This window comes from Ruegeria sp. BG10 (assembly GCF_056538575.1).
In genome coordinates this window covers 2,217,762-2,240,397 of sequence record NZ_JBQFTI010000001.1, presented here as the reverse complement: position 1 = coordinate 2,240,397, position 22,636 = coordinate 2,217,762, and the positions used below count along the sequence as shown (strand labels likewise).

Sequence of the window (22,636 nt, the reverse complement as noted above, 5' to 3'; positions counted from 1 at the left end):
GCCAGGTTGGCATCCCGAAGATGGTCGTGTTCATGAACAAAGTGGACCAGGTTGACGACGAAGAGCTGCTGGAACTGGTTGAGATGGAAGTGCGCGAACTGCTGTCCAGCTACGACTATCCCGGCGACGATGTTCCGATCATCGCAGGTTCGGCTCTGGCCGCGATGGAAGGCAACAACCCGGAAATCGGCGAAGAGAAGATCAAGGAACTGATGGCGGCGGTTGATGACTACATCGACACCCCTGAGCGTGAAGTTGACAAGCCGTTCCTGATGCCGGTCGAAGACGTGTTCTCGATCTCGGGCCGTGGTACGGTTGTGACCGGTCGTGTCGAGCGTGGCGTGATCAATGTTGGCGACGAGATTGAAATCGTCGGCATCCGCGACACTCAGAAAACCACCTGCACTGGTGTTGAGATGTTCCGCAAGCTGCTGGATCGTGGCGAAGCCGGCGACAACATCGGCGCCCTGCTGCGCGGTATCGACCGTGACGGCGTTGAGCGTGGCCAGGTTCTGTGTAAGCCGGGTTCGGTGACACCGCACACCAAGTTCGAGGCCGAAGCCTACATCCTGACCAAGGAAGAGGGCGGCCGTCACACCCCGTTCTTTGCGAACTACCGTCCGCAGTTCTACTTCCGGACCACGGACGTGACCGGCACCGTGACCCTGGCAGCTGGCACCGAGATGGTCATGCCTGGCGACAACGTCGGCTTCACCGTCGAGCTGATCGCACCGATCGCGATGGAAGACGGCCTGCGCTTCGCCATCCGCGAAGGCGGCCGCACTGTTGGCGCCGGCGTTGTGTCGAAGATCATCGAGTAATTCGCGCAAACGAATGATCAGACGGAAAGGGCGTCCTTCGGGACGCCCTTTTTGTTTGAAGTCAATGATCCCGAGACGCACCAAATATGGTGTGTCGAAAATCATCGCGTAAGTCGGCTTTGCCGACTGGTGGACGGCAGTTGCTCCGCAAGGAGCAATGAGAGCCCACACCGTTGAACCAAAGAAGGCCGTCCCGAACCGGGGCGGCCATTTTCTTATCACATTTTTGAGTATTCTTTGGAAAACGCATTCTTTCGAATTCAGGCAACATGTTCGTTCCATTTAACAAACTGACCCCCATAACCGTTTTGGCATTGCTTGCCATCCATTCGACAAGCGGGGCGGCTTATTCCAAACCGCTTCTCACAAATTCGCAGCTGACCTATGTCTCGGCCTGTCTGGAACAGGATGAAACGCTGAAGCGGCTGGTGGAAATCTGCCAGCGCGGGTTGGGGGCGACCGGTGCATCCGACCGGCAACGGATCGAGATGCTGGATCGTCTGGCCTGGGCCTATTTTGATCTGGACGACCTTGAGAAGTCGGAACAGACGTTTTCAGAAATTCTGGAACTGGACCCCGGTGCCGAGCCGGGCCTGCAGGGATATGCGTGGATTCTGTACTATCGGGACGAGTATGCCACGGCTGCCGAATGGTTCCGCAAAGCCATTTCGCGAAAACCCACCGCCAACAATATGGCTGGGCTTGCCGCAAGCGCGCATAGCAGCGGTCAAATCGATCTGGAAGAATTCGAACGCCGAATGCATGCGGCGCTGGCCCTGAACCCGGACTATACCTGGGCCATGCGCGAACTGGCCTGGACGCTGAGCGAGTACGGCCGGTCCGAAGATGCGCTGGAATGGTTCAGGTCGGCCATTGTTGTCAATCCTTCCGATCCCTATGCGGAATACGGCATGGCTTTTGTCCTGTCAGATCAAGGCAAGTGGGAAGCGGCCTTTGAACATGTGACGCGCACTCTGGAACTGTATCCGGAATTCGTTGCGGCCAGATCGCGCCGTTCGCTGATCCTTCTGATGCTGGACCGACCGAAACAATCGCTCAAGGATGCCGATGCGGTTATTGCCGCCACACCCGACAAGGCGGATGGGTATGTTCGCAAGGCGCGGGCTTTGTCCGAATTGGGCCGCAGATCCGAGGCACACAGCGTTCTGGCGATGGCTGAGGCCAAGGCTGGCGCCAGCAGCTATCTGCTGTTCTGGCGGGCAAGGTTGCTGTTTGATGATTACGACAACGACGCCGCGCTGGTGCAGATACGCCGCAGTGTCGCGCTGGAAAGCGCAGACCATTTCGACCATCGCCTTCATGCTGAAATCGCCCTGGACCTTGGGAATATGCAAGAGGCCCGCGCCGCCATTGATCGGGCGCTGTCGCTGCAACCTGATGAGTCCTATGTGCAGTATATCAACGCGCTGGTGATGCTGGGTGAGGGCGAGTTCGAGGCCGCCGAGGGCGTGTTTGACACCGCGACGGAGGGTGGGTTGTCCGAGGATTACCTCAGCGATTTTCTCGCGGAGCTTGTTGCCGAAGGCCGCTTTATGCAGGCAATCAAGATGCGCGTGCGCTACCGCAACGAAAAGGCCGCGGCAAACAATGACGCGGCCCAGTCGAACTAGGTATCCGTCAGGACTTTCTGCTGCGCCCAGCGGGCCACACGCTACGCGATTGCGGTGTTTGCCGCGTTGCGCACGGCTTTGATATTGTCACCGTAAACGCCGGGATTCTCAACCGATCCGCCTCGGAAAACCGCGGAGCCTGCCACCAGCACATCCGCGCCGGCCGCCGCGACCAGAGGGGCGGTTCCGGGGTCGACACCGCCGTCGATTTCGATGTGGACCGGCCGGTCGCCGATCATCTGCCGCAGGCGGCGGATCTTGTTGGTCATGTCGATGAATTTCTGCCCGCCGAAGCCCGGGTTCACCGTCATCACGCAGACCAGATCGGTGAGGTCCAGCAGATGCTCGACCGCCTCGGCCGGGGTGCCGGGGTTCAGTGCAACGCCCGCCTTCATTCCTGCGGCGCGAATGGCCTGCAGGGTGCGATGGGTATGGGGCCCGGCCTCGACATGGGCGGTCAGAATATCCGCCCCGGCATCGGCGTAGGCCTGAATATAGGGATCGACCGGGGTGATCATCAGGTGAACATCCATCACCGTTTTGACATGCGGGCGAAACGCTTTGACGGCCGGCGGGCCAAAGGTCAGGTTCGGAACGAAATGGCCGTCCATTACGTCCACGTGGACCCAATCGGCGCCCTGCGCCTCGATCGCCTGAATTTCGGCGCCGAAATTGGCGAAATCGGCGGACAGGATTGACGGTGCAATCTTGATGGTGCGGTCAAAGCTCATGTGTGTCCTCATAAGGAGATACGGTGTCCGTTCCGCATATATCCGCGATATGCAGCCGTGGGTAGGGCCAAGGGACCCAAATATGGGTTTACAAAACTTTCACGCAACCGACACATCTCCGTTGGAGATCGCATTTAGCTGACCGCCAACACTATTGGGGGTGGCACGTGCTGCGAATTGAAAACCTGACGAAACGCTTTGGCGAAAATGTCGCCGTGGATGCGGCCACGCTGGATGTCGACAAGCCGTGCATGATTGGCATCATTGGCCGATCGGGGGCCGGAAAATCGACGCTTCTGCGGATGATCAACCGGCTGACCGATGCCTCCGACGGCCAGATTCTGTTCGAAGGTCGGGACGTTACCAGCCTGAAGGGTCGCGAGAAGCGCGCCTGGCAGGCGGATTGCGCCATGATCTTTCAGCAATTCAATCTGGTGCCGCGCATGGACGTGGTGTCGAACGTGTTGCACGGAACGCTGAACCGCCACTCGACACTGGCAACGATGTTCAACCTGTTCCCGATGGACGAGATACACCGCGCCATCGACATTCTGGATCGGCTGGGCATCGCCGAACACGCGCCCAAACGCGCCGAGGCGCTTTCGGGCGGTCAACAGCAACGCGTCGCCATCGCGCGCGCGCTCATGCAGGACCCCAGCATCATTCTGGCGGATGAACCGATCGCCTCGCTGGACCCGATGAACGCGCAGGTGGTGATGCAGGCGCTGCGCCGCATCCACGAAGAGGATGGCCGCACCGTCATTGCCAACCTGCACACGCTGGACACCGCGCGCCGCTATTGCGACCGCGTCGTCGGCATGCGCGACGGCCGCATCGTGTTCGATGGTCTGCCCGAGCAACTGACCACCGGTGTCGCACGTGAGATCTACGGCGCCGATGCCAGCTTCTCGGAAGAGGCGACCTCGACCGAGATCGACACGCTCGACGCGACCCAAAAGGCATTGATGGAAGCCGAAGCGACCATCTGAGCCGACCCACCCCTTTCATCGACCGGCCGGTGAAAGGCCGGCACAACAAACCGGAGAGAGACAGATGAAAAAACTGATGGCTGCCCTTGTGGCAACAACTGCAATGGCGGCACCTGCCATGGCCGAAGAAATCAGCGAATTCCGCATCGGTATTCTGGGCGGTGAAAACGCTCAGGACCGTCTGAATAACAACGAATGCCTGCGCGAATACACCGAAGAGACGCTGGGCGTGGAAACCAAGCTGTTCGCCCCGGCCGACTATGACGGCGTGATCCAGGGCCTGCTGGGCGGCACCATTGACATGGCGTGGCTGGGCGCGTCGGGCTATGCAAAAACCTATCTGAGCGACCCCGAAGCGGTTGAACCCGTACTGGTAAAGGTAAATCTGGATGGCGGCTACGGCTATTACTCGATCGGTTTTGCCCGCAAGGACAGCGGCATTGCGTCGCTGGAAGACATGAAGGGCAAAACCTTCGGGTTCGGCGACCCGAATTCGACCTCGGGCTACCTGATCCCCTCGATCGAAATCCCTGCCGCGACCGGCGCGACCATGGACTCGGGCGACTATTTTGGTGAGGTGAAGTTCACCGGTGGTCACGAACAAACCATCGTTGCGGTGAACAACGGTGACGTCGATGGCGGTGTGACATGGGCCGACGGTCTGGGCGACTGGGAAGATGGCTTCAACTCAGGCGCCCTGCGCCGTGCGGTTGACGCGGGTCTGATCGACATGAACGACATGGTCATGATCTGGCAGTCGCAGCCGATCCCGGAAGGCCCTGTTGTGCTGCGCAAGGCACTGCCGGCAGAGGTCAAGGCAAAGATGACCGACCTGATGGCAGGTCTGGCCGAGAAAGACCGTGAATGCTTCTACGGGGTTGCGGCGGGTGAGGCCAAGGCATTCGAGCCGATCACCCACGACGCCTACGAAATCATCATCGAAGCGCGCCAGTTGAAGTCGAACTAAGGCGAAACATCCCAATGGTCGGGGTCCGGTGCAAAACCGGACCCCGTTTTCCCCTCAGGAGCATTCCATGACAGACCTGACCGCAGGGTCCTCTGGTATCGACCAGATCCGCGCAGACTATTCCGCGATGACACGCCGCAAACGGGTCTATGGCGGTATTCTCCTGATCCTTTTCGTGGCGCTGATGGCCGCCGGGTTTCGCACCGCTGACAATCGCAACGCGGGCAGCTTCGCGGATGGGTGGCATCGTATTTTCGATTACCCGGCCGAGGTTCTGTCCGAAGCCTGGGACAAGATCGGCGCAATGCCCGAAAATCTGGCGAGGTTTTTTCCGGCGCTGATCGAAACGATCAACATTGCCGCGGCGTCGACCCTGATCGGGACCATTGTGGGTACGTTTCTGGCCCTGATGTCGACACGCGGCATGGCGCTGTGGCCGTCGCTGATTCCGCTGTTCCGGCGCATCGCCGACATTTGCCGGGCAATCCCCGAGATCGTGATCGCCCTGGTTCTGATTTTTGTATTGGGTGGCGGGCCAGTGCCCGCGATGATCGCGATTGCCATCCACACAGCCGGTGCCTTGGGCAAGTTGTTTTCCGAAGTGAACGAGAACGCGTCGTTGAAGCCGGTCGAGGGTCTGCACTCGGTCGGCGCGAACTGGTCGCAGCGGATGTATCTGGGTGTGATTCCGCAGGTCGGTCCGAACTATGTCAGCTATGCGCTGCTGCGGTTCGAAATCAATATCCGCGCTTCGGCCATTCTGGGCTTTGTCGGCGCGGGCGGGCTGGGGTACGAGTTGCGCAATTCCATGTCGTGGGGGCAGGGGCGGTATGACGAAGCCGCGGCCATATTCCTTCTGCTGTTTGTCACTATCGTCGTTGTCGATCAGGTTTCCGGCTTGCTGCGCGAGCGCCTGACCCACGGTTTCGGAAAAGGAGCGCAGGCATGAGTACCTTCGCAACCGATCTTTCTCTGGATGAACTCAAGGCCGAAGCTGATCGCCTGTTCAATCGCAAACGGCTGGTGAATTTCGGTCTGCCTGCGCTGGTGTTGGTCTATCTCGCCTATGTCTTCCTTGCCTTCGACGTACCGGGGCTGGCTGGCCGCGCGAACTGGGAAAATGGCAAAACCCTGGTTGCTGACAGCTACAGCTACAAAACCCATGTCGAACGCGACAACCGCAATGGTGAAGTGTCCGTTGCTATCGAAGGCGAGCGCAAGGGCGCCTACCCCGACGGCGCGGCGCCGGACTGGGTTGTATTGGGTGAAACGACGGTAATTGATCTGGAGGATGGCCACGTCGTGCGTTTCGGCCCCGAGACTGTGGAATATGACATTCCGGGTTACGGCACCGTGCGCGCGACGCCGACGCGTGCGGCCGGTGTTCAGGCTGAACTGCCCACCAAACAGGTTCCGGACTGGATCAATGTGTCCAAGAACCGGATGTCGATCACAACGAATGCTGGCCGTCTGACCGTAACGCGCAACCGGTCCGAAGTGTTCCGCTATTTCACGGGATGGGAGCTGTTCTGGTTCACGCTGGACAGCCCTTATTATGGCAAGTCGTTCTCGGACCTGGTCGGTCTGGCGGCAAAAGGCGAAGCGCCAGAGATCCTGAACGATTTCTGGACCAACAAGATGTGGCGGCATCAGGATGTGGCCTGGGCCATCTTCGAAACGATCCTGATGGCGTTTCTCGGCACCCTTGGGGCCGGAATGGTGGCGTTGCCGCTGGCGTTTCTGGCGACCCGGAATTTCAACCCTCTGAAATCCATCCGCTTTATGACTCGCCGTGTATTCGACTTTGTCCGTGGCGTGGACGCCCTGATCTGGACGGTGGTGCTGGCGCGTGCGTTTGGTCCCGGCCCGCTGACCGGTGCGCTGGCCATTCTGGTGACGGATACCGGCACTTTCGGCAAGATCTTCTCGGAGGCGCTGGAAAATGTCGATCAAAAGCAGATCGAAGGCGTGCAGTCCACAGGTGCCGACGCGCCGCAACGCTACCGCTTTGGCGTGATCCCGCAGGTGACGCCGGTTCTGCTGAGCCAGCTTTTGTATTTTCTTGAATCCAACACCCGCAGCGCGACGGTGATCGGGGCAATCACAGGCGGCGGTATTGGCCTGTTGCTGACGCAGGCGATCATTACGCAGAAAGACTGGGAAGAGGTCGCCTATTACATCGTTCTGATCATCCTGATGGTGATGCTGATGGACTGGTTCTCGGGCTGGTTGCGCAGACGGTTGATTCAGGGTGAGACTGCGCCGAAACGGAAGAAACCAAAGGCTGCGAAGGCGGCCTGATCCATCGGGGACACATAGGTAGTTTCATGACACGTCTTCGTTCGGATCAGCCGTTCATCCACCCCGATTGCGCGATTTCCAACAGCAGTTTCGGTGCGTATGTCGAAATCGGCGCCGGGACCCGCGTGGCGAATTCGGTGTTCGGCGATTATTCCTATTGCGACCGGACCTGTGACATTGCCAATGCCGAGATTGGAAAATTCGCCAATATCGCCAGCTTTACGCGGGTCGGCGCAACCGATCATCCGATGGAGAAGGCATCCCTGCATCACTTCCTCTACCGCTCGGCGGATTATTGGGACGATGCCGAAGACGATGCGGATTTTTTCGCGCATCGCGCGAGTCGGCTGACCAGGATCGGTCACGACACATGGATCGGCCATGCCGCCATCATCAAACCCGAGGTGACAATCGGCCACGGTGCCGTCATCGCTTCGGGGGCGGTCGTGACCCGGGATGTGGCGCCGTATCTGATCGTCGGCGGGGTCACCGCGGAACCAATACGCCGCCGGTATCCCGAGGCGGTGGCAGAGCGAATGATGAATTTGGCCTGGTGGGATTGGGACCATGCGCGGCTTCGCGCGGCTCTGCCCGATTTTCGCACAATGGCAGCGGAAAAGTTTCTGGAAAAATACGAGTAGCCGAAGGCAGATTGCCCAAGCGATTTAGTCCTCGTTCAGCGTTAGGGTGACCCGTTCACCGGCAAAAACCGTGCGACCGTATTCCACCGGGTTGCCTTCAGGATCGGCATTCACGCCCACCGAAAACAGAACCGGCGCGCCTTCGCTGAGATGAAGGTGCAGCGCCTGCGTCGCTGTGGCCGCACGCGCCGTCAGGCGGGTCGAGATGCGGGTGTAGTCCTCAATCCCGCATCGCTGCAGGGCGCGTGTCACAGACTGGGTTTCCGACAGGGCCGTTAATATCTCTGGAAGACGATCCGCCGGGAAGACGCTTTGAAACAGGCCGATGGGCTGTCCGTCGGCCAGTGAAAGCCCGTCATATACGTGTACCGCGTCCCCGGGTGTCAGCCGCAGAGCTTCGGCCTCGGCCTCATCCGCTGCGCGCGTGGTCAGGGACAGGATCTTTTTGCCGGGTATTTTGCCGCTGGCCGAAATGCTCTTGTGGTACCTGACGCGCTTGCCAATCGGATAGTCGGTCGGGCGGGCCGCGACAAAGACGCCGGCGCCGCGCCTTGCATGAACCAGCCCTTGCGCGGCCATTTCGGACAGCGCACGGCGAACCGTGTGCCGATTGACCCCGTATTGCGCCGAAAGCTGCGCCTCGGTCGGCAGGCGGTCACCGGTGTCATATCTCCGCTCGGCAATGTCCGAAGTCAGGCTCAGGGCGATGCTTTTCCAGACCGGCGTTTTGCTCATGTCACCAAACTTTCACAGTGTTGCGGATTGCGAGTCGCCGCGCAGAGGTGTAATATTTGTCTAGTTGTATAGTTCATGTAGACAACCCCGCCAAGAGGCTTTGATGGAAGATCGCTCAAAAAAACCGAACGCCGCGCGTCAGGAATGGATGGGCCTTTTGGCGCGCGCGCCAGAGGAGGCATTGCTGGCGCTGTGGGAGCAGTTTGGGGTTCGGCCGGCCTTTGACTGGCTGCGACGCCCCGAAATCGGCGGCGTCATGGTACGCGGGCGAACCGGGGCGACAGGCGCGCCGTTCAACCTTGGGGAAATGACGGTCACGCGCTGTTCCCTGGTGCTTGAGGACGGCACGGTTGGGCATGGCTACGTGCAGGGCCGCTCGAAACCAAAGGCCGAGGTCGCCGCGCTGATCGACGCGCTGATGCAGACTGAAACTGCCGGGGATCTTCATGCCCGAGTGACAGGGCCGCTCAGTCAGCAGATGCAGGCCGCGAAAACGGCCCGAGCCGCCAAGGCGGCCGCAACCAAGGTGGAATTCTTCACGATGGTCCGGGGAGAGGATTGATGAACGCGCAGACGCAATTCGCTGGCGGTTTCCAAAATGCCCCGATCGAGGCGGCATATGCCTTTCGCGCGGCAATGACCGTTATGGCGCGCCCCGGTGAAATCCGCACTTTGTCGGGCGCTCGACCACCAGAACCCCTGTCGGCGGCGGCGGGGACCTTGCTGCTGACACTGTGCGATCCGGATACAGGAGTGTATCTGGCCGGGGCATTGGATACGGAAGCCATACGACAATGGCTGACCTTCCATACCGGCGCGCCTATCACAACTGCGGATCAGGCTGATTTTGCCGTAGGCACGTGGCAGGCGCTTGGACCTTTGGGTCAATATCGCATCGGGACGGCGGAATATCCTGACCGGTCCGCGACTCTGATTGTTGAGCGTGACGACTTGCAGCAGGTGGGTGCCAGGCTGACAGGGCCGGGGATCAGAACTGCAGCGAACCTGTCGCTGCCGGATGTCCCGGCGCTTCGCGCTAACGCTGCTCAGTACCCGTTGGGGTGTGATTTCTTCTATACCTGCCGCGACAGGGTTGCCGCCTTGCCCCGCAGCACTCAAATCGCGACGGAGGGCTGAAAAAATGTATGTTGCCGTCAAGGGTGGTGAAAAGGCCATCGAAAACGCCCATGCCTGGCTGGCTGAGGAGCGCCGCGGCGCAAAGGATGTTGCCGCGCTGAGCATCGAACAGATCCGGGAACAGCTCAGCCTGGCGGTGAACCGGGTAATGGCCGAGGGGTCGCTATACGACCCCGACCTTGCGGCGCTGGCGATCAAGCAGGCGCGCGGCGATCTGATCGAGGCGATCTTCCTGATCCGCGCTTATCGCACCACCTTGCCCCGGTTTGGGTATTCAAACCCGGTGGTAACAAGCCAGATGTCCTGCGACCGCCGAATTTCAGCAACCTTCAAAGATGCGCCGGGCGGGCAGGTTCTGGGGCCGACCTTCGACTACACGCACCGGCTGCTGGATTTCAAACTGGCCGCTGATGGCGAGGTGCCGGACGCCCCGGAGTGCCCGCCCCGCGAAGGACCGACGCCACATATTACGGAATTCCTGAAGGGCGAGAACATCATTCAGGACGAGCCCGCCAGCGACGTCGCACCAGGCGATCTGACCCGCGAGCCGATGGAATTCCCCGCAGACCGCCCGCTGCGCCTGCAATCGCTGGCGCGAGGTGATGAAGGTTTTGTACTGGGCATGGCCTATTCCACTCAGCGCGGGTACGCCCGCAACCACGCCTTTGTCGGAGAATTGAGGATCGGCAAAGTGGCGGTCGAGATGGACATTCCCGAACTGGGCTTTGCCATCGAGATCGGCGAGGTCGAGCTGACCGAATGTGAGACGGTCAACCAGTTCAAGGGCTCCAAGACCGAACCACCGCAGTTTACCCGTGGCTATGGGCTGGTCTTTGGTCAGTCAGAGCGCAAATCCATTGCCATGGCGCTGGTCGACCGGGCACTGCGCTGGGAGGAGTTGGGCGAGGACAATCTGGGTGCCCCCGCGCAGGATGAGGAATTTGTCCTGAGCCATGCAGATAACATTCAGGCTACCGGGTTCCTCGAACACATCAAGCTGCCGCATTACGTCGATTTCCAGTCTGAACTGGAACTGGTGCGCAAACTTCGGCGTGAGGCCGAGGCTCGGATCACGCCACAGGAGGCTGCGGAATGAAGTTAATCGCCGCCGTCCCCATAATCCGCGCTGTCCCCCAAGCGCGCCTCGTCGATTTGCGAGGCAATTCCGCCAACGCGTCGAGCACGCGGTCGGGGAACGTCGTAATCACCGAGACGCAATTTGATAAGGGTTCTGACCAGAGCAGCCGCAAGCACCAGAAGGACGAGCATTGCGACCGCGCCGATCCAGTTCTCTGTGCTCATTTTGAATCCCTGTCCAAATCATCCGCCAATAACGGGTATCTCTATGTCTGAATACAACTTTGCATATCTGGACGAGCAGACCAAGCGGATGATCCGTCGCGCCATTCTGAAGGGGCTTGCTGTGCCCGGCTATCAGGTGCCGTTTGCGAGTCGCGAGATGCCGATGCCCTATGGCTGGGGCACAGGCGGGGTGCAGGTCTCGGCCGCGACGCTGACACCGGAGGACACGTTCAAGGTGATTGATCAGGGTGCGGACGACACCACAAACGCGGTCTCGATCCGCAAGTTCTTTGAGAACACGGCGGGCGTGGAAACGACCGAGGAAACCGAAAAGGCCACGGTCATCCAGACCCGCCATCGCATCCCCGAAGCCAAGCTGCGGCAGGATCAGATCATCGTCTATCAGGTGCCGATCCCCGAACCGCTGCGTTTTCTGGAACCGCGCGAGACCGAAACCCGCAAGATGCACAGCCTTGAGGAATACGGGCTGATGCATGTGAAGCTGTACGAGGACATCAGCCAGCATGGCGCGATCTCGACCGCATATGCCTATCCGGTGAAGGTATCAGGGCGCTATGTGATGGATCCGTCGCCGATCCCGAAATTTGACAACCCCAAGCTGGAAATGGATGCCATTCAATTGTTCGGAGCCGGGCGCGAGCAGCGAATATACGCGGTGCCACCGCATACCAGGGTCGAGAGCCTCGACTTCGAGGACTATCCGTTCGAAGCCACCAAGGCTGATCATCCCTGTGATCTGTGCGGGGCCGAGGACAGCTATCTGGACGAAGTGATCATGGATGATGCCGGCACCCGGATGTTTGTGTGTTCCGACACGGATTACTGTCGGTCGCGCCGCGCCGAAGGCCACCGGGGGTGTCTGGCCGGGGAGGATGCGGCATGACCCCGCTGTTACAAGTCGAAGGTATCGAAAAGCATTATGGCGCGCGGATTGGGTGCACCGATGTCAGCTTTGACCTCTATACCGGCGAGGTGATGGGGATTGTCGGCGAAAGCGGCTCGGGCAAGTCGACGCTGCTGAACTGTCTGGCCGGGCATCTGACGCCGGATACGGGACGGGTGATCTTTGACACGCGCGCGGACGGTCCGGTGGATACGGTGACTATGTCCGAACTCGCACGCCGGATGCTGGGCCGCACCGACTGGGCCTTTGTGCAGCAGCACGCGCAGGACGGATTGCGCATGTCCGTCAGTGCCGGGGGTAATATCGGTGAACGCCTGATGGCCGTCGGTGACCGGCATTATGGCGCAATCCGTGACCGGGCCATCGACTGGCTGGGCCGGGTCGAGATCGACGCAAGCCGCGTGGATGACCGGCCAACGGCCTTTTCCGGTGGCATGCAGCAGCGTCTGCAGATCGCGCGCAATCTGGTGACAGGCCCAAGACTTGTCTTCATGGATGAACCGACCGGCGGGCTGGATGTATCAGTTCAGGCGCGTCTTCTGGACCTGCTGCGCGGTCTGGTGCGCGAAATGGGGCTGAGCGCCATCATCGTCACCCATGATCTGGCGGTGGTGCGACTGTTGGCGGATCGGTTGATGGTGATGAAGGACGGCCATGTGGTCGAGGCCGGCTTGACCGATCAGGTGCTGGACGACCCGCAGCACGCGTATACGCAACTGCTGGTCTCCAGCGTATTGCAGGTTTGAAGGTGAAGGCGATGATAGAACTCAGGGACGTCAGCAAAAGCTTTACCCTGCACAATCAGGGCGGTGCAGTGATCCCGGTGATGGAAGGCGCGACGCTGAAGGTTTCAGCCGGTGAATGCGTCGCGCTGACAGGAGCGTCGGGGGCCGGGAAGTCGACCCTTATGCGGGTGATCTACGGGAATTATCTGGCTGCGTCGGGGCAGGTTCTGGTCAGCGGGCTGGACGTGGCAAAAGCAGAACCGCGCGAGATTCTGGCGCTGCGGCGCGAAACCCTGGGCTATGTCAGCCAGTTCCTGCACGTCGTTCCGCGCGTCCCGACGCTGGAAGTGGTTGCCGAGCCGCTGCTGAACATTGGATGCGACCGGTCCGCAGCATTGGAAAAGGCCGCTGCCCTGCTGGCCCGGCTGAACATCCCGGAACGTCTGTGGCGGCTCAGCCCGACCACGTTTTCAGGCGGTGAACAGCAGAGGGTGAACATCGCCCGCGGGTTTGCGCATGACTATCCGGCGATGTTGCTGGACGAACCTACCGCCTCTTTGGATGCACAGAACCGGGAAACGGTTCTGACGCTGATCGAAGAGGCCAAGGCGCGCGGTGCCGCGATTGTCGGTATTTTCCACGATGTCGGCGCGCGTGCTCGGGTTTGCGACCGAGAGGTCAACGTGTCGGATTTCACCCCGGGGGTCGCGGCATGAGCCTTGCGCCGGTCATTGCAGTGGTTGGGCCATCGGGCGTCGGCAAGGACAGTGTGATGGAGGCGCTGGCAGCGCGTGTGCCCGGAATTCAGCAGATGCGTCGCGTGATCACACGCCCCGAAGGTGAAGAGGGGGAAGATTTTGACCGCGTGACCGTCGAAACCTTCCGGCAGATGGCAGAGGACGGCGCATTTGCTCTGCATTGGTCTGCGCATGGTCTGCTTTATGGTGTGCCGGGCGGTATCGAAGACCTCAGAAAGACGTCCGACGCGGTTTTGGTGAATCTGTCGCGATCCGTTTTGATGCAGGCCCAAGAGGTGTTCGGCGACCTGATCGTTATCTCCCTGACGGCCGATCCCGAGGTTCTGGAACAGCGCCTGACCGTGCGTGCGCGCGAAGGTGCAAGTGAACAGGCGCGCCGGCTGGCCCGCGCCAACGTGCCTTTGCCCCAGGGGCTGGACCGGGTGTTCGAGATCGACAATTCAGGCCCGCTGGAGATGACAATCGCCGCCATCCTCGCACGGCTTCAGCCGGAAAGGGCATAGCGATGGATCAGGTGAAACCGCCCATCCGCGGCCTCGCCCATCAGGGCCAGATCACCGATCCGAAACGGGTTCGGCATCATGGGGGCAAGGCGTTCCTGCAAGACGGATTGAACCGTCGCCAGAGTGGCCTTGTCCAGCTTGCAGCTGAGGGTGATGTGAAAGCGGAAGGAGTCCAGCACATAAGGGTAACCCCATTGTTCAAGATTGGCCTCCTGCATCCCGGTCAGGCCAGCAGCCCTTCGCCGGTTCAGTTCAGCCTCGGACGCCGGGGCGCGAAAGCTGTCCAGATCGCACACGCAGGCGGCAGCCAGTGCGTTCAGCGCCGTTTCGCTACCCACCGGGCGCAGGGCCAGAAAGCGGCCCAACCGGGCGATTTCCAGCCCGTCAAGCGTGACCGGGGTGCGGGATCCCGCAAGCCGGGCGCAGGCATCTTTCAGGGCCGTCAACGATTGGCCGTGCCGCAATTGAAAGGGTGGCTTCATCGTAGCGTGCAGCCCATATTTTCGCGGAACATCCGTGATTGCGGCGACATCCACCCCGTCAATCACCGGATGCGTGGTTTCCTGACCAGCTTCCATGTCCCAGCCCAGCCAGCTGGTGGCAAACTTTGTCCACCCGGCATGCGCGGGCGGTGCATAGTAGATCGCGTATCGCGTGAATGTCACAATGGCCTCCTATGCGTGGCCTTCCCAATAGCTCAAACCGTGTGAAGTTCAGATGACAGAAGAAATGATCCTTGCCAATGCCACTCTTGTCCTTCCGGATGAGACGGTTACGGGCAACATCCGGGTTGTCGGCGAGGTCATTGCAGACGTTTCGACCGGCGCGGCGGTTCCGGCGGGCGCAGTGGACTGTCAGGGGGATTACGTCTGCCCGGGTCTGGTCGAACTGCACACCGACAATCTGGAACGTCACATTCAGCCAAGACCCAGGGTCGACTGGCCCCATGCAGCGGCCATTCTGGCCCATGACGCCGAACTGGCCAGCACCGGGATCACCACCGTCTTCGATGCCATGCGCGTGGGGTCGATTCCGACCGGACAGGCACGATACCTGAAATACGCGCGCGGTTTGTCCCGCGAACTATGGGAGTTGCGGGAACAGGACGCCCTGAAGATCAGCCACTTTCTGCATTTACGGGCCGAAGTCTGTTCCGAAACGCTTGTTGATGAGCTGGACGAATTCGGACCCGAGGATCGCGTCGGTCTGGTCTCGCTGATGGATCACACGCCTGGGCAGCGGCAGTTCCGCGATATCTCAAAACTTGAGGCCTATCTGAAAGGCAAACACGGGTTTGACGACGACATGTTCATGCAGCATGTCGCGCAGCTCAGGGCGTTGCGTGACCGGAACGGCGACCGGCACGAGGCTGAGACGGTGAAGGCAGCCCAACGGTTTGGCGCGATGCTGGCCAGCCATGACGATACAACGGACGAACAGGTGCGCGTGTCAGCCGGCCACGGCATACGACTGGCCGAATTTCCCACAACGGTCGAGGCTGCGCGCGCCTGCCACCAACATGGCATCAAGGTGATGATGGGGGCCCCGAACGTGATCCGGGGCGGGTCGCATTCCGGCAATGTTGCGGCGCGGGAACTGGCTGATCTGGGGCATCTCGATATTCTTTCCTCGGACTATGTTCCCTCGGCGCTGTTGCTATCCGCGGCGCGGCTGGGTGAGTTATGGGGCGACATGGCGCGGGGTCTGAGGACCGTGACATTGTCGCCGGCGCAGGCGGTCGGGCTGAGTGACCGGGGCCAGTTGCGCGTCGGCAAGCGCGCCGACGTCATCCGCTTTCGGATGCGCGGGGGCGCGCCGGCACTGAACGGGGTGTGGTCCCGCGGGCGGCGCGTCGCCTGATTACGCCCTGTAGAACAGATACCTGTCCGGCGCGATCGTGTCGGGGCCGCTGATCTGCTTGAATCCCTGCAAGGGCTGGCCCGAGATCAGAAACCCTCCTGGCAGCATGACCCGCGCGATCAGCGGGCTGAGACGCGCCGCTTCGGCCACGTCTTCGTCCTTGATGCCACGTCCGAAATCGTAATGGGCCATGGCGATCTTTGGTCCGCCAGCGGCCAGTTTTTTCAGCATGGGCTCTGCCTCACCCTGCAGGAAATCATCGGCCGGTGGGGTGCTGGAGGGGTGGCATTGCAACACCCGGTCCATGACCCAGATACGCCGGTCCGGCATGATTTCCCGCAGGTGGTCATAGGTGCGGCCATTGCCAAGGCCCATGTCCAGAACGTCCCCGGCCAGATCAGAGACCTGGTCCACAGCCCAGTTCAGCCCATCGCGCTGGGCGGTGAGGCGGCGTAGCATCGAATCCAGTCGGCTCATTCGCATCTCCCGGTTGGTTCAGTCACAGGCGCGGCCCAGGCAAAGCCCGGTCCGGCCAGCAGCCTGCGCAGCAAATCTTCGGTAAAGGTCCAGATATCCTCATCATGGACCAGATGGTGGGTCAGCACGCCAAAGGGTTCCGCGTTGTCGGCGCGCCCTTCGCGGCGGTCACGCAACAGCTCTGTGGCCTTGCCGATCAGGTTGTCCGGCGTCATCAGTCCCCGGGTTCCGCGCCAGTCGATCGGATCGAGATGGGTGTTGATCTGGACAAGCCCGGGCGCGGGCATGGCTGCCCCGCGCGGCGTGGCTGTCGAGACAAACTGATACCCGATGCCGGGAAGCTCACGAACAATCTCGGGCGCAATGCGGTTCCAGGGCGGTACAAACATCGGACACAGCTTGTCGCCGAACATCGCCCGCAGGCGCACCAGTCCGTAGTGTGCGTCCGCGCGGATATCCTCAACGGGGCGGTGCAGCCGGAATTCGGATTTTTTCTCGCCTGCCGGGGCGTGATTCAAGTGCGCCCATCCATGCACCACCGGAATCAATTCAGGGTGCCGCCCAACAAAATCCGCCAACTGCGCGTCGGCGTTGCGTGGAATGACCGCCAGATGGACAGGTAAGCCAAGGTCGCGGGACAGGTCTGTCAGCCTTTCCAGTTGTAGCGTCGGAGAAACGGCGTCGTCATCACGCCACCACAGGGGCAGGGCCAGCCCCATGGCCTGCCATGTCGCAAGCTCTGCTTCCAATGGGCGCCAGTCCGCAGTCATGCGCGCTCCACCAGCTTTTCGACAATCGCGACCGATTTCGCGGCCCCGTCAAAGCCATGGGTGGATACCTTGCGCGGACCGTCGGAAATAGCATCCGCCACGGCCTGCGCCAGAGTGTCGCCATTCAGGTCCCGGCTGCGCAGCACTTCGATGGCCGGTTGCTCTGCAAGGCTCTGTGCGCGCAGCCCTTGTTCAACTTCCTTTCCGTCGTCGAACGGGACGAAAACCGCCGGCGTTCCAGACTGAAGGATATCCAGCGCGGTGTTGTAGCCGCACATGCTGACGGACGCCGCCGCGAGGGGCAGCATCTGTCTGAAATCCGGCCGCACCGGTTCCAAAACCACCGGCGCGTCACCAACGGAACGGGCCAATTGGCTGATGCGCGCAGCTGCGTCCTGACCGCCCACCAACAGGCGCCAGCGCCTGTTGGGTATCTTGCGGGCGGCCTCGATGGCCGCGCGAAAGATCGGCTGGCCTACCGATCCGCCGCCTGCACTGACAAGCAACTCTCCCTTGCCCTCGTCATCCGCATGCGCCTTTGGCGCAGCCGGGGCGACAAACCCGGTATAGAACAAGCGTTTTTCAAGCCGCTCTGATACCGGCCAGCTGATGTCCAGTGGGATCACGCTCTGGTCGGAATGGACAAGGACGCCATCGTAGAAGTCATGGATGATCGCTTCCGTAAGCTGGGCCTTTGACGGCTTGGACGGCGGCGCGAGAATATCCCGGACAGAACTCAGAATCACAGGCGCGCGCGGGAGCGTGCGCGCCGCACCCAGAAGCGCATTGAACTCGGCGGTCAGAGAGCGGCGGCCAAAGGGATAAAGTTCGGTGATCAGTACATCGGGCTGAAAACTGCGAATGGCTGCAGTCACAGCTGTTTCACGCGCTTTCAGATAGGATGCGTCGGCAATTTCGCCGGATTGGGTCAGAAGTCGCGTGAAATCCGTGCCGTCCGATCGCAACGGCGGCAGGCCCATCAGGGTCATGCCGGTGCTGTCCAGTTGCGGCGCAGGCATTCCGCCGGACAGGACAAAGGTTTCATGCCCCTTCTGCGCAAAAGCCCGACCCAGTGTCAGCGCACGGCTCAGATGTCCGGTTCCAAGCAAATGTGTGACGACGATCATCACCTTCATTGCGGTGTCTCCGGCCTGATCAGGCGGACAGGGTCCGGCAGGGCGTTCAATGTCGTCATGTCTATGATATACAGGCGGTTGCGTTTGATTTTAAAGGGGGCAGGCCCGTTGAATTGCCACCCCCAGGCCCGGGCCAGAATGACCCGCATGATACCGATGTGGCAGACCGCAACCGTGTCGCCCTCAAGATCACGCAGCCACGGTTGCAGGCGGTCCCAGACCTCTGCCGGGCTTTCGCCGTTTGGTGGCCGGAAATCCCAACCCCAGTCCTCGATATGGCGATACCCGCTGTCCGGGTCGGCGATCAGGTCCGCGCCGCGCTGACCCTCCCAGTCGCCCCAGTGCATTTCCGTCAGCGCGTCCGCGACCAGCGGGTTCCGGCCCGAGACCAGCCGCGCCGTTTCACTGGCCCGGATCAAAGGGCTGGACCATAAGGTTGCTGAGTCCCAGGGCGCAGGCAGTTGCAAAGCCGAAAGGTCGTCCCGCGCGGGGTCATCCAGTGGAATGTCGCTGCGCCCCTGGATGCGGCCCGCACGATTCCAATGCGTATGCCCGTGGCGAAGCAAGGCCAGACGGTTCATGACCGGGCCTCCAACAGGGGTCGTGCCGCTTGCCAAAACCTTTCTGTTGCAGCGGGCATCAGGTGGCGCTGAGAAATGTAGGTGCGCGCCTGCTGCCCCAGTGAGCGACGCAGAGGCAGATCGTTCAGCAAATCCTTAAGCCGCGCCGTCAGGCCCTCGGCTCCGGTTTCGACAGGCGGGTGGTTGGATGGTGCCAGAACGTCCCTTACCCCCGGCCTGTCCTGCGCAACAACCGGTACGCCATGGGCCTGTGCCTCCAGGTAGATCATGCCATAGGCCTCGTTGACGCCGGGCCAGACCAGAAGCGACGCGCGCGCATACTCCTGCTGCAGCGCGTTGCGGTCAAGCTGACCCAGAAAGCGGATTTTGGCGCCAAAGGGCGCCATCAGCGCCTCAACCGCGGACCGCGCGGGACCGTCCCCAGCGATGTTCAGTGACCAGTCGTCGCTAAGGTGTTTCAGCGTCTGCGCGAGGATCTCGTAAGAGGCCAGTTTGTCGCCGTGCCGCATCATACCGACAGTCAGCATCGGACCATCGCAGCCCGACGCCTGCGGCAGTTGCGAGACGGGCAGAAAGGGCGGCAATTCGACCAGGTCCTGATCCCCGAACCTATCACGTTCAAGTGTGATCAGATCATTGGCGGTGTGGTAATAGATCACCTGCGCTGCATCACAGGCGTCATGCGCCGATTTGGCAAACCCCGCCCAGGGCCCCTGCAACCGGCTGGTCGCGCGGGTGCTTTCCAGTTGCAGGTAAGGTATGTTTCGGGCTGCGCATACACGCGGCCCCAGCAGATCCGGAGCTTTGTAATAGTTGTGGTATGTCACCCACAGCGCCGTGTCGGCGGGCAGATCGGCGATCAGGCGTTCCGCCTCGGCCTCGGCCTGAGCGCGCAACGTGTCCTGCACCCGGACATCGCCCGCCTTGTCATAGATGCGCAGGCACGATGCAAGTTCGACGGTATCCCCCTGGGCGGCAATGGCCTGCATCAGGTTGCGGGCCATTTCACGGTCACCCGACGGCACCGGGCTGTCCGGTGACTTCATCGGAGAGAAAAAGGCAATCCGGGCCATCAGTCTTTTTCCGCGCCCAACGCGCTTAACCGTCGGGACAGAAGGGCAATGCCGGGATCCATTCGAAATTCGGCAATCAGCCGGTCATATGCGGCGGCTGCCATGGCCGCTGTTTTGACCGGTTCGGAGGCCAGACGGGCAATGGCTGTCGCCAGCGAGGCCGGGTCGTCCTTTGTCAGCATGCCGTGTTTTCCGGTCTCTATGAATTCCGGTATCGCAGATACGGGTGTCGACAGGATCGGCAAAAGCTGGGACGCGGCTTCCATCAGCACATTGGGCAGCCCGTCACGGTCGCCATCCGCCGCGATCCGGCTGGGCAACACGAACAGGTCGGCGGTTCGCATTGCGGAGATCACTTCGGGCTGGTCGCAGGCCCCTTGCCACGTGATCCGCTGCGACAGGCCGGCGGTTGCCGCCCGGTCGCGCAATTCATCACCCAGGGTGCCGCCGCCGATATGGGTCCAGTGCCAATCCAGGGAGTCCGGCAGCCCGGTAAAGGCATCAATCAGGCGGTCAAAGCCCTTTTTCTCGACCAGGCGGCCAACGGACAGCATGTGAAACGGCGCGTCGGGCAGGCGTGCCGCGCGCTTGGGCGGGTCGGGAAAGCGGGTCAGGTCAAGCCCGTGATAGATCAGTTCGATCCGCGCCGGATCGTCCGCCAGGCTGCGCAGATGGTCCGCCCCGATGGCGGTACAGGTTGCGCCAAATGCCGCGCCATAGGTGTTGGCCTGCAGCTTTTCGGCCTTCTCCCAGTCGGGCGAGGTCCAGATATCTTTGGCATGGGCGGAAAAGCTCCACGGTAGTCCGCGCATGATTGCCGCATAGCGCGCCACGGACGAGGGGGTGTGCAGGAAATGCGCATATAGCGCCCGCGCTGCACCGGGCAACTCGGCTGCCAGCACACAGGCCTGACCGAACCGGCGAATCCGGTTATGGGTCGGGTCGCGGCGCAGATCGGCGCGCCAGACATTATAGGCCTCCGCATAGCCGGGAAGGGTTTGTGCAATGTCACGCGCGGCCCACACACGCTGAGGCTCCTGATACAGGTATTCGGGCAGGTAATGCACCTGACCCCTGAACCGATCATGCAGCGGGTGGCGTTTCTTGTCCGTCGGGTGCCGCAGGGACCAGATATCAAAGCGATGGCCGGCCTCTTGCAAGGCGACCAGTTCCTGCGCGATGAACGTCTCGGACAGGCGCGGCCATCCTTTGACCAGCACCGCCAGTTTCGGCTGTGATGCTGTCATCCGGTGGCTCGTTCCTGTTCCCGGCTCAGCAGCGCATCGATACGGTCGGTCACGTAATCCAGCCCGTCCAGAACGCCATCCTGTATCGCTTCAGACGGTAGCGGCTGGCGTGGCAGGTCGCGGATCGCCTCGATCATGGCATCCGAGGTCAGCCCGTCGCGACGTTCGTCCAGCATCCGGACAAGGCCCAGACCTTCGGCACGCGACGCGCGTATCCATTGTTCCAGCCTCGGTGTCGTGCGCGGCACGATGACCGCGCGTTTGTCGAAAGACAGAACTTCGCAGAAGGTATTATAGCCGCCCATGCAAACCACACCGGCGGCGCCTGCAAACAGGGTCTCGATTTGGGATTCAAAGCCAACAGCCGTCACCCGTCCGTTCAGCGCGGCTACGCGGGTCTCAAACTCCTCGCGCAGTTCGCCGGACAGGAAGGGCCCGTAAACCAGTACCGCGCGCGGCGACAGGTCAGGGTCTTTTTCATAGGCTGACAGGACAAGGTTCACCATCGCCTTGCCGTCGCCCCCGCCACCGGGTGTAATCAGGATGTAGGGCTGTTCGGGCGGTTCGCCGACCGGGCCGAGATCGCGGCGCAGATACCCCGTCCAGTGAATACGCGCCTGCGTAGCGGTGCTGAGCGGCAGGCCCTGCGTCGGGTCATAGATCGAGCGCAACCCATAAACCCAGATTTCGTCGTAATAGGTCTCGGTCGCCGTAACAGCTTCTTTGCGGTCCCACTCGGCGGCCAGAACTTCCGGTTGATCCAGCACGTCGCGCAACCCCAGAACCAGCTTGGTGCGTTGTGATCGAGACAGGTATTCCAATGTTGGCCGCAATTCGCCGCGAAACCCCGTGGGCTCCTTGTCCACGATCAGCACGTCCGGGTCGAACTGCTGCACCGCTGTCTGAATGAGGCCAGAGCGCAGCTCTGTCACCTCTTCGATCCCCATGCCAATCGTGCGCGCGGCGTAAGAGCCATCGGCGCGTTTGGTCACGCCCGGCAGGCGCACATGGTCGACCCGGCGCGGAAAGGTAAATCGCCCCGCCACAGGAGAACCGGTCAGGATCAGGGCCGAAGCCTGCGGATCGGCCTCGGTGATCGCCCCGGCAAGCGCCCGGGACCTGCGCAAATGGCCCAGTCCGAACGTGTCGTGGCTGTAGAACAGGATGCGTGGCGCACGGCCGTTTATGTCGTTATGAATTCCTAGGCTCATGCCTTCGCCTGCTGTTGACTCGATGCAATTCCGCGCGTTCCCACCAGTTACCGTATATTCTTTGTCGCCGCTTGCCAAAGGGGTGGCTGGTATTTTGCAAATTCAAAAGCATTGC

The 22,636-nt window shown here is 61.2% G+C and carries 26 protein-coding genes; 16 read left to right on the top strand and 10 right to left on the bottom strand.

What is annotated here, in order from left to right; all coding sequences use genetic code 11:
* On the top strand, positions 1 to 821 hold an 821-nt coding region (locus tag ACR0D8_RS11100; protein WP_480646327.1), incomplete at its 5' end, for an elongation factor Tu.
* 269 nt (positions 822 to 1,090) lie between these two features.
* Positions 1,091 to 2,452 carry a tetratricopeptide repeat protein gene (locus ACR0D8_RS11095; RefSeq protein WP_480646325.1) on the top strand — a complete coding sequence of 454 codons (1,362 nt, stop codon included), beginning with the start codon at positions 1,091 to 1,093 and terminating at the stop codon, positions 2,450 to 2,452.
* Positions 2,453 to 2,493: 41 nt separating this feature from the next.
* Here ACR0D8_RS11095 and rpe read toward each other — a convergent pair whose 3' ends face one another.
* Positions 2,494 to 3,183: a ribulose-phosphate 3-epimerase gene (gene rpe / locus ACR0D8_RS11090; protein WP_480646323.1), complete on the bottom strand. Its 690-nt coding sequence runs from the start codon at positions 3,181 to 3,183 to the stop codon at positions 2,494 to 2,496.
* Positions 3,184 to 3,350: 167 nt separating this feature from the next.
* Here rpe and phnC point away from each other — a divergent pair, with 167 nt between their 5' ends.
* The 5 genes from phnC to ACR0D8_RS11065 all read left to right on the top strand — a co-directional run bounded on the left by phnC (position 3,351) and on the right by ACR0D8_RS11065 (position 8,081).
* Complete coding sequence (gene phnC / locus ACR0D8_RS11085) at positions 3,351 to 4,172, top strand: phosphonate ABC transporter ATP-binding protein (protein ID WP_475162890.1); 822 nt, start codon at positions 3,351 to 3,353, stop codon at positions 4,170 to 4,172.
* A 64-nt stretch (positions 4,173 to 4,236) separates the two neighbouring features.
* The gene (gene phnD, locus ACR0D8_RS11080; RefSeq protein ID WP_475162886.1) at positions 4,237 to 5,139 is read left to right on the top strand and encodes a phosphonate ABC transporter substrate-binding protein; all 903 of its coding nucleotides are present in this window, start codon (positions 4,237 to 4,239) and stop codon (positions 5,137 to 5,139) included.
* A gap of 67 nt (positions 5,140 to 5,206) precedes the next feature.
* Positions 5,207 to 6,088, top strand: a complete 882-nt coding sequence (gene phnE, locus ACR0D8_RS11075) for a phosphonate ABC transporter, permease protein PhnE (protein ID WP_480646321.1) — start codon at positions 5,207 to 5,209, stop codon at positions 6,086 to 6,088.
* On the top strand, positions 6,085 to 7,440 hold the full coding sequence (phnE, locus tag ACR0D8_RS11070) for a phosphonate ABC transporter, permease protein PhnE (RefSeq protein WP_480646319.1): 1,356 nt from the start codon (positions 6,085 to 6,087) through the stop codon (positions 7,438 to 7,440). The genes phnE (ACR0D8_RS11075) and phnE (ACR0D8_RS11070) overlap by 4 nt, the downstream gene beginning before the upstream one ends.
* 26 nt (positions 7,441 to 7,466) lie before the next feature.
* The gene (locus ACR0D8_RS11065) at positions 7,467 to 8,081 is read left to right on the top strand and encodes an LbetaH domain-containing protein (protein WP_480646317.1); all 615 of its coding nucleotides are present in this window, start codon (positions 7,467 to 7,469) and stop codon (positions 8,079 to 8,081) included.
* A gap of 24 nt (positions 8,082 to 8,105) precedes the next feature.
* On the opposite strand, the gene phnF is transcribed toward ACR0D8_RS11065, so the two are convergent.
* Positions 8,106 to 8,816: a phosphonate metabolism transcriptional regulator PhnF gene (phnF, locus tag ACR0D8_RS11060; protein ID WP_480646315.1), complete on the bottom strand. Its 711-nt coding sequence runs from the start codon at positions 8,814 to 8,816 to the stop codon at positions 8,106 to 8,108.
* A gap of 103 nt (positions 8,817 to 8,919) precedes the next feature.
* Here phnF and phnG point away from each other — a divergent pair, with 103 nt between their 5' ends.
* The 8 genes from phnG to ACR0D8_RS11020 are packed head-to-tail and all read left to right on the top strand — an operon-like array spanning position 8,920 to position 14,166.
* Complete coding sequence (phnG, locus tag ACR0D8_RS11055; RefSeq protein ID WP_480646314.1) at positions 8,920 to 9,378, top strand: phosphonate C-P lyase system protein PhnG; 459 nt, start codon at positions 8,920 to 8,922, stop codon at positions 9,376 to 9,378.
* On the top strand, positions 9,378 to 9,953 hold the full coding sequence (gene phnH, locus ACR0D8_RS11050; RefSeq protein WP_480646312.1) for a phosphonate C-P lyase system protein PhnH: 576 nt from the start codon (positions 9,378 to 9,380) through the stop codon (positions 9,951 to 9,953). The genes phnG and phnH overlap by 1 nt, the downstream gene beginning before the upstream one ends.
* Positions 9,954 to 9,957: 4 nt before the next feature.
* Complete coding sequence (locus ACR0D8_RS11045) at positions 9,958 to 11,049, top strand: carbon-phosphorus lyase complex subunit (RefSeq protein WP_480646310.1); 1,092 nt, start codon at positions 9,958 to 9,960, stop codon at positions 11,047 to 11,049.
* On the top strand, positions 11,046 to 11,306 hold the full coding sequence (locus ACR0D8_RS11040) for a hypothetical protein (protein WP_480646308.1): 261 nt from the start codon (positions 11,046 to 11,048) through the stop codon (positions 11,304 to 11,306). The genes ACR0D8_RS11045 and ACR0D8_RS11040 overlap by 4 nt, the downstream gene beginning before the upstream one ends.
* Positions 11,299 to 12,159 carry an alpha-D-ribose 1-methylphosphonate 5-phosphate C-P-lyase PhnJ gene (locus ACR0D8_RS11035; RefSeq protein WP_480646306.1) on the top strand — a complete coding sequence of 287 codons (861 nt, stop codon included), beginning with the start codon at positions 11,299 to 11,301 and terminating at the stop codon, positions 12,157 to 12,159. The genes ACR0D8_RS11040 and ACR0D8_RS11035 overlap by 8 nt, the downstream gene beginning before the upstream one ends.
* Positions 12,156 to 12,926, top strand: a complete 771-nt coding sequence (phnK, locus tag ACR0D8_RS11030) for a phosphonate C-P lyase system protein PhnK (RefSeq protein WP_480646305.1) — start codon at positions 12,156 to 12,158, stop codon at positions 12,924 to 12,926. The genes ACR0D8_RS11035 and phnK overlap by 4 nt, the downstream gene beginning before the upstream one ends.
* An 11-nt stretch (positions 12,927 to 12,937) precedes the next feature.
* A complete protein-coding gene (phnL, locus tag ACR0D8_RS11025) occupies positions 12,938 to 13,621 on the top strand; it encodes a phosphonate C-P lyase system protein PhnL (RefSeq protein WP_480646303.1) in 684 nt (227 codons plus the stop codon).
* Positions 13,618 to 14,166 carry a phosphonate metabolism protein/1,5-bisphosphokinase (PRPP-forming) PhnN gene (locus ACR0D8_RS11020; protein WP_480646302.1) on the top strand — a complete coding sequence of 183 codons (549 nt, stop codon included), beginning with the start codon at positions 13,618 to 13,620 and terminating at the stop codon, positions 14,164 to 14,166. The genes phnL and ACR0D8_RS11020 overlap by 4 nt, the downstream gene beginning before the upstream one ends.
* Here ACR0D8_RS11020 and ACR0D8_RS11015 read toward each other — a convergent pair.
* A complete protein-coding gene (locus tag ACR0D8_RS11015; protein WP_480646300.1) occupies positions 14,148 to 14,831 on the bottom strand; it encodes a DUF1045 domain-containing protein in 684 nt (227 codons plus the stop codon). The genes ACR0D8_RS11020 and ACR0D8_RS11015 overlap by 19 nt on opposite strands.
* Positions 14,832 to 14,883: 52 nt before the next feature.
* Here ACR0D8_RS11015 and ACR0D8_RS11010 point away from each other — a divergent pair, with 52 nt between their 5' ends.
* Complete coding sequence (locus ACR0D8_RS11010; protein WP_480646298.1) at positions 14,884 to 16,026, top strand: alpha-D-ribose 1-methylphosphonate 5-triphosphate diphosphatase; 1,143 nt, start codon at positions 14,884 to 14,886, stop codon at positions 16,024 to 16,026.
* Here the strand turns inward: ACR0D8_RS11010 and ACR0D8_RS11005 are convergent, their stop codons facing one another.
* From ACR0D8_RS11005 to ACR0D8_RS10975, 7 genes are read right to left on the bottom strand one after another with little or no spacing between them, the layout of a single operon-like run.
* Complete coding sequence (locus tag ACR0D8_RS11005) at positions 16,027 to 16,503, bottom strand: class I SAM-dependent methyltransferase (RefSeq protein ID WP_480646296.1); 477 nt, start codon at positions 16,501 to 16,503, stop codon at positions 16,027 to 16,029.
* Positions 16,500 to 17,273, bottom strand: coding sequence for a polysaccharide deacetylase family protein (locus tag ACR0D8_RS11000; RefSeq protein WP_480646294.1), 774 nt, complete (start codon positions 17,271 to 17,273; stop codon positions 16,500 to 16,502). Before ACR0D8_RS11000 ends, ACR0D8_RS11005 begins: the two co-directional genes overlap by 4 nt.
* Entirely contained in the window at positions 17,270 to 18,409 is a 1,140-nt protein-coding gene (locus ACR0D8_RS10995; RefSeq protein ID WP_480646293.1) for a glycosyltransferase family protein, read from the bottom strand. The genes ACR0D8_RS11000 and ACR0D8_RS10995 overlap by 4 nt, the downstream gene beginning before the upstream one ends.
* A complete protein-coding gene (locus ACR0D8_RS10990; RefSeq protein WP_480646291.1) occupies positions 18,406 to 18,990 on the bottom strand; it encodes a histidine phosphatase family protein in 585 nt (194 codons plus the stop codon). Before ACR0D8_RS10990 ends, ACR0D8_RS10995 begins: the two co-directional genes overlap by 4 nt.
* A complete protein-coding gene (locus tag ACR0D8_RS10985) occupies positions 18,987 to 20,063 on the bottom strand; it encodes a glycosyltransferase family 4 protein (protein ID WP_480646289.1) in 1,077 nt (358 codons plus the stop codon). Before ACR0D8_RS10985 ends, ACR0D8_RS10990 begins: the two co-directional genes overlap by 4 nt.
* On the bottom strand, positions 20,063 to 21,310 hold the full coding sequence (locus ACR0D8_RS10980) for a glycosyltransferase family 4 protein (RefSeq protein ID WP_480646287.1): 1,248 nt from the start codon (positions 21,308 to 21,310) through the stop codon (positions 20,063 to 20,065). Before ACR0D8_RS10980 ends, ACR0D8_RS10985 begins: the two co-directional genes overlap by 1 nt.
* Entirely contained in the window at positions 21,307 to 22,521 is a 1,215-nt protein-coding gene (locus tag ACR0D8_RS10975) for a glycosyltransferase family protein (protein ID WP_480646285.1), read from the bottom strand. Before ACR0D8_RS10975 ends, ACR0D8_RS10980 begins: the two co-directional genes overlap by 4 nt.
* Positions 22,522 to 22,636: the final 115 nt, after the last annotated feature.

Excerpts from the sequence above, each read along its gene's own strand:
- ACR0D8_RS11095 (WP_480646325.1), top strand. The coding sequence starts at position 1,091 with ATGTTCGTTCCATTTAACAAACTGACCCCCATAACCGTTTTGGCATTG.
- rpe (WP_480646323.1), bottom strand. The coding sequence starts at position 3,183 with ATGAGCTTTGACCGCACCATCAAGATTGCACCGTCAATCCTGTCCGCC.
- phnD (WP_475162886.1), top strand. The coding sequence starts at position 4,237 with ATGAAAAAACTGATGGCTGCCCTTGTGGCAACAACTGCAATGGCGGCA.
- phnE (WP_480646321.1), top strand. The coding sequence starts at position 5,207 with ATGACAGACCTGACCGCAGGGTCCTCTGGTATCGACCAGATCCGCGCA.
- phnE (WP_480646319.1), top strand. The coding sequence starts at position 6,085 with ATGAGTACCTTCGCAACCGATCTTTCTCTGGATGAACTCAAGGCCGAA.
- ACR0D8_RS11065 (WP_480646317.1), top strand. The coding sequence starts at position 7,467 with ATGACACGTCTTCGTTCGGATCAGCCGTTCATCCACCCCGATTGCGCG.
- phnF (WP_480646315.1), bottom strand. The coding sequence starts at position 8,816 with ATGAGCAAAACGCCGGTCTGGAAAAGCATCGCCCTGAGCCTGACTTCG.
- phnG (WP_480646314.1), top strand. The coding sequence starts at position 8,920 with ATGGAAGATCGCTCAAAAAAACCGAACGCCGCGCGTCAGGAATGGATG.
- phnH (WP_480646312.1), top strand. The coding sequence starts at position 9,378 with ATGAACGCGCAGACGCAATTCGCTGGCGGTTTCCAAAATGCCCCGATC.
- ACR0D8_RS11045 (WP_480646310.1), top strand. The coding sequence starts at position 9,958 with ATGTATGTTGCCGTCAAGGGTGGTGAAAAGGCCATCGAAAACGCCCAT.
- ACR0D8_RS11040 (WP_480646308.1), top strand. The coding sequence starts at position 11,046 with ATGAAGTTAATCGCCGCCGTCCCCATAATCCGCGCTGTCCCCCAAGCG.
- ACR0D8_RS11035 (WP_480646306.1), top strand. The coding sequence starts at position 11,299 with ATGTCTGAATACAACTTTGCATATCTGGACGAGCAGACCAAGCGGATG.
- phnK (WP_480646305.1), top strand. The coding sequence starts at position 12,156 with ATGACCCCGCTGTTACAAGTCGAAGGTATCGAAAAGCATTATGGCGCG.
- phnL (WP_480646303.1), top strand. The coding sequence starts at position 12,938 with ATGATAGAACTCAGGGACGTCAGCAAAAGCTTTACCCTGCACAATCAG.
- ACR0D8_RS11020 (WP_480646302.1), top strand. The coding sequence starts at position 13,618 with ATGAGCCTTGCGCCGGTCATTGCAGTGGTTGGGCCATCGGGCGTCGGC.
- ACR0D8_RS11010 (WP_480646298.1), top strand. The coding sequence starts at position 14,884 with ATGACAGAAGAAATGATCCTTGCCAATGCCACTCTTGTCCTTCCGGAT.
- ACR0D8_RS11005 (WP_480646296.1), bottom strand. The coding sequence starts at position 16,503 with ATGAGCCGACTGGATTCGATGCTACGCCGCCTCACCGCCCAGCGCGAT.
- ACR0D8_RS11000 (WP_480646294.1), bottom strand. The coding sequence starts at position 17,273 with ATGACTGCGGACTGGCGCCCATTGGAAGCAGAGCTTGCGACATGGCAG.
- ACR0D8_RS10995 (WP_480646293.1), bottom strand. The coding sequence starts at position 18,409 with ATGAAGGTGATGATCGTCGTCACACATTTGCTTGGAACCGGACATCTG.
- ACR0D8_RS10990 (WP_480646291.1), bottom strand. The coding sequence starts at position 18,990 with ATGAACCGTCTGGCCTTGCTTCGCCACGGGCATACGCATTGGAATCGT.
- ACR0D8_RS10985 (WP_480646289.1), bottom strand. The coding sequence starts at position 20,063 with ATGGCCCGGATTGCCTTTTTCTCTCCGATGAAGTCACCGGACAGCCCG.
- ACR0D8_RS10980 (WP_480646287.1), bottom strand. The coding sequence starts at position 21,310 with ATGACAGCATCACAGCCGAAACTGGCGGTGCTGGTCAAAGGATGGCCG.
- ACR0D8_RS10975 (WP_480646285.1), bottom strand. The coding sequence starts at position 22,521 with ATGAGCCTAGGAATTCATAACGACATAAACGGCCGTGCGCCACGCATC.